This is a genomic window from Chryseobacterium antibioticum (assembly GCF_012927325.1).
Lineage (GTDB): Bacteria > Bacteroidota > Bacteroidia > Flavobacteriales > Weeksellaceae > Chryseobacterium > Chryseobacterium antibioticum.
In genome coordinates, this window is sequence record NZ_JABBGI010000003.1 from 1 (window position 1) to 12,499 (window position 12,499).

Annotated in this window: 12 protein-coding genes; all 12 read right to left on the reverse strand. The window is 39.2% G+C overall.

Annotated features, from left to right (window positions below; genetic code table 11):
• Positions 1–148 precede the first annotated feature (148 nt).
• The 12 genes from HHL23_RS02785 to HHL23_RS02840 all read right to left on the reverse strand — a co-directional run bounded on the left by HHL23_RS02785 (position 149) and on the right by HHL23_RS02840 (position 12,351).
• Positions 149–2,212: a hypothetical protein gene (locus HHL23_RS02785; RefSeq protein WP_169233304.1), complete on the reverse strand. Its 2,064-nt coding sequence runs from the start codon at positions 2,210–2,212 to the stop codon at positions 149–151.
• Position 2,213: 1 nt separating this feature from the next.
• Positions 2,214–2,735: an LPS assembly lipoprotein LptE gene (lptE, locus tag HHL23_RS02790; RefSeq protein ID WP_169233305.1), complete on the reverse strand. Its 522-nt coding sequence runs from the start codon at positions 2,733–2,735 to the stop codon at positions 2,214–2,216.
• Complete coding sequence (locus HHL23_RS02795) at positions 2,732–3,433, reverse strand: DUF2189 domain-containing protein (protein WP_169233306.1); 702 nt, start codon at positions 3,431–3,433, stop codon at positions 2,732–2,734. The genes lptE and HHL23_RS02795 overlap by 4 nt, the downstream gene beginning before the upstream one ends.
• Positions 3,434–3,441: 8 nt before the next feature.
• Positions 3,442–4,728, reverse strand: coding sequence for a sigma-54 interaction domain-containing protein (locus HHL23_RS02800; protein ID WP_169233307.1), 1,287 nt, complete (start codon positions 4,726–4,728; stop codon positions 3,442–3,444).
• A gap of 33 nt (positions 4,729–4,761) precedes the next feature.
• On the reverse strand, positions 4,762–5,559 hold the full coding sequence (locus HHL23_RS02805; protein WP_169233308.1) for a tetratricopeptide repeat protein: 798 nt from the start codon (positions 5,557–5,559) through the stop codon (positions 4,762–4,764).
• Positions 5,531–5,974, reverse strand: a complete 444-nt coding sequence (locus tag HHL23_RS02810) for a hypothetical protein (RefSeq protein WP_169233309.1) — start codon at positions 5,972–5,974, stop codon at positions 5,531–5,533. Before HHL23_RS02810 ends, HHL23_RS02805 begins: the two co-directional genes overlap by 29 nt.
• A 78-nt stretch (positions 5,975–6,052) precedes the next feature.
• Positions 6,053–7,489 (reverse strand): tRNA (N6-isopentenyl adenosine(37)-C2)-methylthiotransferase MiaB, encoded by a 1,437-nt coding sequence (gene miaB / locus HHL23_RS02815; RefSeq protein ID WP_169233310.1) that lies wholly within the window; start codon positions 7,487–7,489, stop codon positions 6,053–6,055.
• A gap of 127 nt (positions 7,490–7,616) precedes the next feature.
• Entirely contained in the window at positions 7,617–8,312 is a 696-nt protein-coding gene (locus HHL23_RS02820; RefSeq protein ID WP_169233311.1) for a hypothetical protein, read from the reverse strand.
• A 36-nt stretch (positions 8,313–8,348) separates the two neighbouring features.
• A complete protein-coding gene (locus HHL23_RS02825) occupies positions 8,349–8,759 on the reverse strand; it encodes an energy transducer TonB (RefSeq protein WP_169233312.1) in 411 nt (136 codons plus the stop codon).
• Positions 8,760–8,768: 9 nt separating this feature from the next.
• Positions 8,769–9,254, reverse strand: coding sequence for an energy transducer TonB (locus HHL23_RS02830; protein WP_169233313.1), 486 nt, complete (start codon positions 9,252–9,254; stop codon positions 8,769–8,771).
• 117 nt (positions 9,255–9,371) lie between these two features.
• The gene (locus HHL23_RS02835; protein WP_169233314.1) at positions 9,372–10,616 is read right to left on the reverse strand and encodes an MFS transporter; all 1,245 of its coding nucleotides are present in this window, start codon (positions 10,614–10,616) and stop codon (positions 9,372–9,374) included.
• A 1-nt stretch (position 10,617) separates the two neighbouring features.
• Complete coding sequence (locus HHL23_RS02840) at positions 10,618–12,351, reverse strand: thiamine pyrophosphate-dependent enzyme (RefSeq protein WP_169233315.1); 1,734 nt, start codon at positions 12,349–12,351, stop codon at positions 10,618–10,620.
• Positions 12,352–12,499 lie beyond the last annotated feature (148 nt).

Consider the following 12,499-nt stretch of genomic DNA (forward strand, 5'->3'; position numbering starts at 1 on the left):
TACATGCTTTAGCTCACAACCTAAGAAAGAAAGTGGCATAAGAGACACTTTTCAAACTGGAAAAAACTTCAAAAGAAAAACGAATAAATACAAAAAAAATCCGCCTCACTGGTTGTGAGACGGACTCTTCTAATATCTTTTATTCTATTTAGTTTTTGCTTCTGAAATCTTTTATTTCCTGAATTTTGGATTGGAAATATTCATTTTTCTCAGGGGTTTTCTTGATCAGAATTTCAAATGCTTTAATAGCTTTAGTATATAATTTCTGTTCGAAGTAGAGATTGGCAAGTGTTTCCGTCATTAAATGGGAAATATCATCATTTTTTTCTCTGACAACATAGGTACTCTCATCTCTTAACTGACTGATTTTAGGACTATTCTCAATGAAAGCTTCAATCACTTTCTCCTGAATCGGCGGGATTGGTGCTTCTTTTACTTTTTTCTCAGCAATGACTTCTTCCTCTACAGGTCGGTCTATTTTAAGCCAACTCTGCCATGTATTGATAAATCCCGGAACGTTACTGTTATCCGTTGTTTTTGTGTTATTTTGAGCTTTAACTTCCTGAACGGGCTCGTCTTTCTTTTTTTCTTTTTCAGCTCTTTCTACCGATAGGCTTGAAATATCTGTCCCGAAGAAAGATACATTCATGACTGGTGCTTCTTCTTTCGGTATTTTTGCTTCGATCCCATTTTCAGAGCTTTTAACCTCTCCCTCTTTTTTTTCTGCAATTTCTGACGTTTCTTCTACAGGCAGTATATTGTCTTCTGAGGTAGTTTCAAGATCTTTTTGAGGCTCTTCAACAGGTTGTACAGCTATTTCACGTACATCTTCCACGGCTTTAATTTCTTCCTGTTTAGGAACTTCAATCTTAGCCGCCGGAACGGTCTGCTCTTTACTGATCATAGAATCCGGTAGATTTGCATCCAGACTCATGGGTTTCCAGGCAGAAACTTCTTGTGGGACGATTTCTTTTGGCTGTTCTATTTCCTTTATCTCTATAGCCTCTTCCTGTGGTTCTTGCTGAACTATACTATCTTCTATTGGCTCTTGCGCAGGTTCTTCGGCTTTATTTTCCTCTTTTTCAGTGGACCAGAAATGGAAATTCTGAGTCTCTGCAAAACTGATCTCATGGTCAACAATTTCAGGCTCCTCATTTTCAACCTGGGGAGCTGACTGAGCTTCTTTCATTTTCTTCTCGACTTCTTCGATCAGGCGTCTCATTTCTTCCTCATGCTTATTCACACTCGGTTTAGAAACTTCAGGAGCTACGGCTTCATCATCACTATTTCCCTGGATTTTAACATCGGGCAGGAATTCATCCATTCCGTGGAAACTTATTTCGGCATCCGGCTCGCCTGCATTTTCGTTTTCTGCAACGATTATGGAATCCTGTTCTGCTTCAACAGCAATTGTTTCTTCAGCCGTTTCATCCTGCTCTGCAGCTTCAGTCGCTTCTGCTTCCGGGATGATGATTTCTTCTACTTCATGGAAACTTACATCTTCATCTTTATCGATTTCCTGTTCTTCTGTCTGGCTTTCAATTGTATTTTCGTCAACAATTAATTCCGGAGTGAGTTCTGCTCCAACTTCTAACTCTTCCTGTTCTTCGCTTTTTTCTGTTTCAGCTACCTGTACAGTTTCTTCGTGAAGATCTTCTGTGGCAGGTTCCGTTTTTTGAGTCACGATTACTCCTGATTCCAGTGTAGATTCAAGATCTATTATTTCAGAATGGGTTTCTTCAAGGAAGTTTTCTTCTCCTTCAAAGAGGATCCTATTTCTTTCTCCGTTGACATGGATGTGCTTGATTTCCTGAACTGGCGGCATTATGCTTGCCACCGCTTCATATTTGTCCTGCACCTTTTCAGAAGGTTGGTCTCTTTTGATCGGGAAAGCCTTGTCTTTATAGGAATATTTCACCTCTTTTTCAGCCGTTTTAGAAGCTTTTTTGTCTTCTATCATTTCGGGCTTTGGTTCTCGCTGGATCTTCCCGTTGATCAGCTGATAAAGAAGCTTTTTGTCGGTGGTATAAGCCGCCGTTGTAGAAAGTTCTTTCTGATAGTTTTCTTTATCATAAAGGTGTACCCCAAACAAGTGAAGTGCCCTGATGTTCTGAACATAAGGAAAAGTATGGATTTCTTCTTTCAAAAGACCGAGATCTTCTGACTGAATATTTTTGGGGTTCTTTAATAATTCTAAAACTCTGGGATTCATCTTACCAATTGGCTACAATATCGTTAAATATCTTGTTAATAATTCTGTCTGTCACAAGCTTCACCTGGGAAGCTTCGATCTCACTTTGGGTCAGGTTACTGTTAAAAACCGCTTCATCCGTATAGGTTCTGTCAAAACTGGAATCCGGATGTACTTTGTTTTCATAATGTACTTTTACGGAAATCGTCAGCTTACTCTGTGACTGCTGTACTACTCCACCCGAAGGGTTTGTCGTTGTATTGGAGCTGATCGTAGTTGGTGAATAGCCGTAGTCGGAGATTTCACCTTCTATTAAAATATCAGGATTTGATTTTGTTCCTTTTAAGGTCGTTCTCTGCAGAAATCGGTTTTGGATATCCGTAGAAAACTGTTGGGAAAGAGTTGGATTGACCAGTGCTGCATTATTTGGAAATTCATTGATCTGAACGGTCTTCTCATCCGTCAACGAAGATCCTGTAAAAGAGTAACACTGATGAAACAGTGAAAGCATTACAAACCCAACTATTATTTTTAATTTACTCATACCGTTTTTTTATTTAACGACTCTAATACATCTTTATAAGCAGCATACTTCATGCAGATTCCCAAAGGTATTGTAAACAGGATTCCTATTCCGCATACGATCATTCCAAGCTGAGATATAATGCCTACTACAATTGAGAATAAAAAAATCATAAAAAAGTTTTTTCTGGCAATTTTCCACGAAAGCCTGTACGCTTCTCTTACGCTTGTTATTCTGTACAGCGAGATCAAAGGCTGTATAAAATACATGGATATAGAAAGAATCATGAAAACGATCATGATCAGCATTATCCACAATCCCATTCCACCCGCCAGTAAGGCTGCACCGGTATCTGATACCTGCCCGCCTTCAACGTCGGCAGCAAGCAGAAACGGAACTAACGTAAGCTGTATCGGAATCATAACAACGATACATATTGCTAAAATAAGCAGAAACAATTTCAGATACACCATGAAATCTGTAAAGTCGAAAATATCTCCTGCCGAAACCTGCTGACCTTCATCCACTTTTTTGCAGATCTTATAAAAGTTCCCCAGTCCAAGAATACCGCAGAAAGGGATAAAACTCATCACAAAAAGAAGCAGAGTGGCTACAATGAACCCACCGATATCTTTTTTGAACAGTTCAGTTCCCTGGGATAGGTATTTCCCAATATTAAAATCATATTCTTTTACATTAAGCACTTCTAAATTTTTCATTCCCGTTATTAGTCTTCTAAGTTATATTGTTTTATTTTTCTGTATAAAGTTCTTTGTGATATTCCAAGCTCGTCTGCAGCTCTGTTCCTGCGTCCTTTATGCTTATCTAATGCTTTGATAATCAAATCTTTTTCATTGTTCTGAAGCGACAGAGATTCTGGTCTGTTTTCTTCTATTTCTATATCTTCAATATCTTCGTAGCTGTCATCAGCATTTGACATAATCGTCGGTGCATTTTGGGCTACCGGAGATTTATCCTCGAAATACAGCAGTGAATTCTGGGCTACCGGCTGAGCCTGTTCCGCAGAATAGATCCTGTTGATCAGATTTTTCTCTTGGTTGCTCAAATCGGCCGTTCCCTTGTTCTTGATCAGTTCTGAAGTTAGTGATTTTAAGTCATTAATATCACTTCTCATGTCAAAGAGAATTTTATACATAATTTCTCTTTCGCTTCCAAAATCATTCTGTTTCTGAGCATTCTGATTGTTGACCACCATCGGGAGGTGGGTTTCCATCGGAATATATTCAGCAAGTTTCTCTACTCTTATTTCGCGGTTTCTTTCCACTACAGTCATCTGCTCTACCAGATTTCTTAACTGACGGATATTTCCCGGAAAGGCATAGTTTTCAATATAATGAACAGCGCTTGGCTCCAGTTCCAATTCCGGCATTCTGTATTTCTCTGCAAAATCTATGGAAAACTTCCTGAATAACAAGTGAATATCTCCTTTTCTTTCTCTTAAAGGAGGCATATCAATCTGAACCGTATTTAATCGGTAAAATAAATCTTCACGGAATCTTCCATCATGAATAGCCTTCATCATATTGACGTTGGTTGCCGCTACAATTCTTACATTGGTTTTCTGAACCTGTGAAGAACCTACTTTCATAAATTCGCCACTTTCCAGCACTCTCAAAAGTCGGACCTGCGTCTGTAAAGGAAGTTCTCCAACCTCATCAAGGAAGATGGTGCCGCCGTCTGCCACTTCAAAGTATCCTTTTCTGGTAGCGGTAGCTCCTGTAAATGCGCCTTTCTCGTGTCCGAATAATTCAGAGTCTATGGTTCCCTCCGGAATCGCTCCACAGTTGACCACGATATAAGGCTGATGTTTTCTTTTTGATTCTGAATGAATGATTTTTGGGATAAATTCTTTTCCTACCCCACTTTCCCCAATGACAAGAACTGAAATATCTGTGGGCGCCACCTGGATTGCCTTTTCCAAAGCCCTGTTCAGGACAGGAAAGTTTCCAATGATGCCAAAGCGGTTTTTTATATTTTGTAACTCGTTGCTCATAAGTAAATTTTTGATTATTGATTTAATAATAATCTACAGTTCCTCGATCTGTTTCCTGTAGACTTTGTTAAAGTGATGAGTGTAGACATCCTTCATGGTCTTTCCTTCATCATAAGCTGCTAATGCTCCCTTTTTTAAATCTAAATAATCTTTGTTTCTGATCTTAGAAACTTTACTTTTAAAATATATATTTTCAGCAAAGTTGTTTTCCTTGCTCTGTTTTTCAAAATTCTCTAAAGCTTTGTCATATCTGCCAAGCTCAAAGAAGGTCACTCCCAGCTGGTAGTGATCGTACATTCCTTTGAAATACCCTTTTGATGCCAGAAGCTTTTCAATGATCCCTGCAGCTTTTTCTTTTTGCCCCAAGGCACTGTAAGACATGGCTCTCACCACCTCCAGGTTATAATCTCCGTTTAAGGATCTCCCAAGATCATCGGGATAATATTGTTTTAATGCTTCTAAATCCTGAATAGCCCCCCTGTAATCACGCAGAAACTGGAATTTGCACCAGCCTCTGTACCCTAAATTCATTTTAGGATCTACAGCAACAGCTTTGTCGATGAGAATCTTCCAGGTTACAAAATCTCCATTTTTAAGATATGGAACGGCTTTTTCCATATAGGAGTTGGAGAAATCGGGACACAATCCAATGGCTTTATCGAAAGCTTCCTGAGATTCCCGGCTGCCCTGTCTGTCTGAAGCCCAGTTGTATAACTCGCAGGCTTTTTTGCAGTTCTCACCCTCTACTGCATTACAGTTGACCTGTGCAATAGTATTGGTATAAACGATAAGCAGCAAAAAGCTAAGGTAATACCTCTGAAACTTTTCCATTCTCAATTTTATAGGTTAAATACTGATAATAGCCTATTTTAAAACCTTTTATCTCTTTGGGGATCCAGCCGTCCAGCGATTTTGTAAACCGAAGCAACCTTTCTCCCAATTCTTTATTTATAATTGTTTCCCTGAGATCTGCATTCATTTGCTGAACTCTGAACAATCCTGTTTTTCCTTCACAATTTACTAAAAATCTTACGGTAATATACCCGTTCGTTTTACTTTCGGAAGATATTTTTTCTTTTTCCAGTTTTTCTATAATGGCTATTTTCTCTCCTTTATAGGCAAACTCTTTTGATCCCTGGTAATACTGAAGGGTAAACAGTTTTTCAGGATTACATTTTTTAAACGCAGGATCATCCAGCTTTTCATCAAATTCTATGTCTCCTACTGTTGCGGGATATTTACCCATGCTTTTTTCTGTCTGACATGACATCAGAATACAAGAAAATAAAGCAAAAAGATAAACCGCTTTGATCAAGATCTTCAATTATTCTGCTGTTCTCCCTAAAAGTGTGCCCTGTGTATTGTCATAGACAAATACGTTCACAATGTCACCAATTTTCTGACCTTCCAACACATCGAATACACAAACCGCATTCTGTGAGTTTCTTCCTTTCCACTGATCTTTGTTCTTTCTGGAAGTTCCTTCGATCAGAATCTGATGCGTTCTTCCTACATAAGTCTCCATCCTTTTTCTGGACAGTTCGCGCTGAAGTTCAATCACTTCATTCAAACGTCTCTGTTTCACTTCAAAAGGGATGTTATCCTCCATTTTTTTATGTGCCGGTGTTCCCGGTCTTTCTGAATAAGCAAACATGTAACCGTAGTCGTATTCCACTTCTTTCATCAGACTCAGGGTATCCTGGTGATCTTCTTCTGTTTCATTACAGAAACCGATAATCATATCCTGGGAAAAAGCAATATCAGGAACAATTTCCTTTGCTTTTTTAATTAAATCTAAATATTCTTCACGGGTATGCTGTCTGTTCATTGCCAGAAGCATATTATCGCTTCCACTCTGTACCGGCAGGTGAACATAATTGCAGATATTGTCGTGCTTCGCAATCATTCTGAATACATCCAGACTCATATCCTGAGGGTTGGAAGTGGAGAATCTCACTCTCATTTCAGGAACAGCTTTAGCCACTAAATCAAGCAATTGAGAAAAATCAACAGCTGTTGCTTTCTGCATTTCCGATGCTTTGGCAAAATCTTTTTTAGGACCTCCTCCATACCATAAGTAAGAGTCTACATTTTGACCTAAAAGGGTAATTTCTTTGTACCCGTTTTCTAAAAGGTTTTTACATTCCTGAATGATAGAATGCGGATCACGGCTTCTTTCCCGTCCTCTGGTGAACGGAACCACACAGAATGTACACATATTATCGCAGCCTCTCGTAATGGTTACAAAGGCTGTAACTCCGTTTCCGCCTAAACGTACCGGATTGATATCTGCATAGGTTTCTTCTTTTGAAAGGATGACATTGATGGCATCTCTTCCGTCTTCCGTTTCCTTCAAAAGGTTGGGTAGGTCCCTATAAGCATCGGGACCTACCACTAGATCTACCAACTGTTCTTCTTCCAGGAATTTGGTTTTTAAACGTTCAGCCATGCATCCCAAAACACCCACCGTCATGCTAGGTTTTTCCTTCTTCAGGTTTTTGAACTGGGCAAGACGCATTCTTACGGTCTGCTCCGCCTTTTCACGGATAGAACAGGTATTTAAGAGGATAAGGTCTGCTTCTTCTACTTTCAGCGTGGTATTGTACCCCTGCTCATTAAGAATAGATGCAACAATTTCAGAATCAGAGAAATTCATCTGACAGCCATAGCTTTCTAAAAAAAGTTTTTTAGAATTCTCGGGCTTTTCAGCGATGGCAAAAGCTTCTCCCTGTTTTGTTTCGTCTATATATTTTTCCTGCACTGTAATCAATTTGATGTTCAGGATTCAAGATCCAAAAGTTCAATTCATGAATTTTTACCCCTAAACAGATTAATTTGCAAAGATACAAAATATTGTGACAGAATGGCAGGGGATTATTTTGAGAAAGTTAAAGACTTAAAGACAGTTGATAAGTTGAAATTAGCGGTTGCTCTCTGAATGTTTCCGGATTCCATTTTTTATCTATTTTTTCTATAGCTCTAACTATTTTTTCTTTTTCTGATGAATCTAACTCACCAGATTCAACATGTATATTATTAATAATACCTTCCTGATTAACTTTAAATCTAATCATAACCTTCAATCCAACGGCATTTTTGATTTTTTGGTTTTTTAAGTTGTTACCTAGCTGCTTTTTAAATTCCTCTATCCCGCCAGGAAAATGAGCTTCTTTTTTTAATCCTTCCGTCGTATAGCCTTCTTTAAAAATTGAAAAATAATCTATTGGATAAAATATAATTGAAAATTTCCTCTGTTTCCCTGAACTATCATTCCATTTTTTCAGTTTATTCACTTCTTGAAAAGCATTCAGAAAAAGTTTTGTAACACAATCGTCATTGAACTTTTTATTCACAATCTTCCCGTCACCATTAACAATTTCGATGTCAGCCAAAAACATTTCAGATGGTCTATTACTGCAAGGCTTAAAATTATTTTTAACCAAAACGTCGTTCAAATCTTTATAAAACTGAACGGAGCCGCCTTCGTAAGGGTTTGTATCTTCAGGCAGAAGATCAAAAGTTTGAGCTTTGACGAAAACAGATATGGATAGAAAAAAAATGATCTTAATTAATTTTTTCATCATGATTTTGATATTTTGACCAGTAATAAAAACAGCATTCTAATCTTCATCATATCCATGGGTACTGAAATTAACCTTGACAATCATTTTGGAATCTACCGGAGTATTGTCTTTCATGGCTGGTTTCCATTTTCCTTTGATCTTTTGCATGGCATACTTTACGTCATCTACAAACATTTCGCTGTTTTTGATCTTGGGAAGAATATCAAGACGGTCCATTTTACCATTAGGAGCTATATTGATCACAAAAGTTACTTTGCCGTTGATGGCATAGCTCTGGGCATCTACATAAGCATGAAGCATATCCATGAACTGTTTCCGAAAAGCTTCGTCTCCGCCGGGAAATTCTGCTTTTTGAGTGTATGATGTTACTTCAGTCTGCGGAGCCTGTTGGGAGAATCCTTTAATTCCAATGAATAGTAAAGGCAGTAATAAAAGGTATTTTTTCATCCGATCAGGTTATAGATCTGTTGCTATTGAGGAGAAATTCATTTTAAGTTTGATCTGTGAGGTAACAGGCTCACCGTTGCAGGAAGCCGGGATCCAGTTCTTTTTGATACGTCTTACTACGTATTTCATATCATCAAAAAAGTAAGCACTGTTAGAAACTTTCGGACTTCCTTCGATATTCGTTACTTTTCCGGTCTTATCTACGGTAAGGGTAAAGGTAAAATCTCCGTTCAGGACATAAAAATCTGAATTCAGATAATCATACATAAATTTCTGAAGGGTTTCCTTATAAACAGATACGCCCCCTTCAAATGCTGCAGGCTTAAAATCATTACAATTCTTCACTGCAATCTGCAGGAGGGGTTCTTTAATGTCTATTTTCAGGAGGTTTTTATTCGTCTCTGTAATCGGATTATCATCTCTGTCTTCAACATCCTGTTGGGCCAATGTGAAATTCGCCACAAGGAGTGCTACAAATAATGTAAAAGCTTTCATAGAACCTTATTCATTGGTTATTTAAATTACTTTAACAAAGTTAATTATTTAAATGTTTTATCAAAAAGAAAAACTTCAGGCTTTCACCTGAAGTTGTATGAATTATTGAAATTGATCTTACGTATTTAGAGCCTGAGTCTGTGCTTTGCTTCCGGTTTCTTTTAATAATAATGAAATCAAAACAGCAAATACAATTCCTCCTATCCAAAATAATATGGAATGCTGAAAATGTATCTCTCCGGAAGAAATATCCAGGCTTTTCCCAAACCATCCGCTGAACAGCGGGCTCACCAATGTAGTGACTCCAAAGGTGATAAAATTAATAGCCCCTGTTGCACTTCCTTTTACATAATCCGGATTGGCTTCTTTAATGATCGAATATGGGATCATGGCAGCTCCTGAACCTAGCCCGAAAATAAACATGCTGATCTTAGCAGGATAAAGCTCAGGAAGATATACCAATTGCAGAAAGCTCAGGATCATTAAAACTGCACCGCCAACCAATACAGGTTTCCTTCTTCCGATCTTATCGGTAAGAAAGCCCAAAAGCGGACATCCGAAAACCCAGCCAAACGCGACCATTGCACTCGTGATGGCTGCATCGTGAAATACAAATCCCTTATCTTTTTGAAAAAAAGCGACTCCCCACGTCATGGTAAAGATCGTGGTAGGCGCAAACAGCAGCCCGGAAATAAGGCCACACAACCAGGATTGAGGATTTGTAAAAACGATTTTATAGGGTTCTAAATAACCAACTTTTTTAACAGCATCGCCGGACTCTGCTTCTGCCTGTTTTTCTCCAGGAGTTACAAAGAACAGGCAAAATGCTGTAATCACCGTGATAACCCCTGACCAAAGCCAGAAGGTATTGATGTTCATCCCTTCTTCTACCCATGGTCCTACCACAAATTGTCCGGCAGTTCCCCCCAGCATTCCGATACATTGCGTAAATCCTACGGCTGTAGCCAGAGATTTAGAGGAAAATCCTTTACTCGCCAGATACACGCAGCCCGGAAATGCAAAAGCACAGCCCGCTCCCTGAAGCAGCCTTCCTGCCACACCGCCGGAATAGGCAGATGCGAGAAACAGTAAACAGCCGATACCAAGAATTAAAGCTCCGGCAAAAAGTGATTTTTTTCCACCGAATTTATCCAAAGCTATTCCGGCAATCAAACTGCATGTGGAATAAGTATAATAATAGGTTCCGATGAGGCTGACCAGCTTCAGTTCCGTTGTACTGAAATGATTAACAAATTCCGGGATCATTACCGCCGGTGCTGAACGGACTACATAATCCAGAAAATAGAACACCAGCCCGAATAACCACGCAATGACATACCATCTTTTTAAGGAAGCATTCATCTTACAGCAGCCCTTTAATGTGTTTATAATTGGTTTTTACGGTGTCCAGAACTTCTTCCATCTTACCACCAAGCATCAGCTGGGCCATAGATTTGGTCATTCCCAGAACCTGGTCGAAGTCTACTTTCGGAGGAAGAGCCAATGCATTTGGATTGGTAAATATATTGAGAAGATAAGGCCCGTCATAAGCCAGACATTCTTTGATAGCATTTTCCACTTCTTCGGGTTTGTGAACATTTTTCCCCGGGTATCCCATAGCCTGTGCTACCATTGCGAAGTCAGGATTGATCATATCGGTTTCATTATCCGGCATTCCGCCTACTTCCATTTCCAGTTTTACCATTCCAAGGGTTCTGTTATTGAAAACGATCAATTTTACCGGAAGCTTATACTGAAAGATCGTTGCCATATCTCCGAGAAGCATCGAAAGGCCTCCATCTCCGCACATAGCAATCACTTCTCTGCCCGGATGAGCCAGTGCTGCTCCGATAGCCATCGGCATCGCATTGGCCATTGACCCGTGATTGAAAGAGCCCAGCATTTTTCTTTCACCGGTTCCTGTAATAAATCTGGCGCCCCAAACACAACACATTCCCGTATCTACCGTAAAAATAGCGTCTTTTTTGGCCAGCTGATCCAAGGTATGCGCTACATATTCTGGTTGAATAGCATCTTCCTTTCCAAAATCTTTCACATATTCGAGCTGGTTTTCTTTCACTTTTTCATAAAATGCCAGCTGCTCGTTAAGGAAATGAATATCTGTTTTTTCTTCAAGTAAAGGCAGTAACGCTTTAATTGTTTCTTTAACATCTCCCGCCAATCCCATTTCCAATTTCGCTCTTCTTCCCAATCTTTCAGGGCTTTCATCGATCTGGACAATTTTATTTTTTACAGGCATGAATTTTTGATACGGAAAATCGGTTCCCAGAAGGATCACAAGATCAGCTTCGTGCATGGCGTGGTAAGCGGACGGGAGTCCCAACAGTCCTGTAAGCCCCACCTCATTGGGATTATTAGGCTGAATAGCCATTTTTCCACGGAAAGAATAACCGACAGGTGCTTTTAAAAATTTTGACAGCTCTACCACTTCAGCATTTGCTTCTCCCGCTCCGATTCCGCAATAAAGGGCTACTTTTTTACTTGCATTGATCAGATTCGCAAGACTTTTCAATTCTTCATCAGAAGGTCTGATCACTGGATTGGTCCTGAATATTTGGGCAGAAGTAGATCCTTCTTCGGCATCTAGCTCCGACACATCCCCCGGAAGTCCGATCACGGCAACTCCTTTTTTGGAAATGGCATGCTGAATGGCTGTCTGTAATGTTCTCTGTACCTGTTCTGGCCTTGTAATCATCTGATTATAATGGCTGCAGTCATCAAACAGTTTTATGGTATTAGTTTCCTGGAAATAGTCCATTCCCATTTCGTCACTTGGAATGGTAGAGGCAATGACAAGCATTGGAACATGAGATTTGTGCGCTTCATAGACTCCGTTGATCAGATGAACATGCCCCGGACCACAGCTTCCTGCACATACTGCAAAACCGTCAAGTTCCGCTTCTGCTGCTGCTGCATACGCACCAACTTCTTCATGTCTTACATGGATCCATTCGATGCTGCTTTTTTTCACGGCAATATTAAGGTGATTAAGACTATCGCCGGTTACTGCATAAATTCTTTTCACATTGGCATTTTCGAGCATTTCAACAATCTGCTCTGCTATGTTTTTAGCCATACTATTATTTTTTGGTGTTTATTTTTGTTATAGAATACTGAAGAGAAAGTGGTTTGAAAGGGATTTTTTAGTATTAAAAAAATTCTTACCTCTCTCAAATTTAGCTAATAAATTATAATTATTATGCCAACAGACTATTAAAATTTCA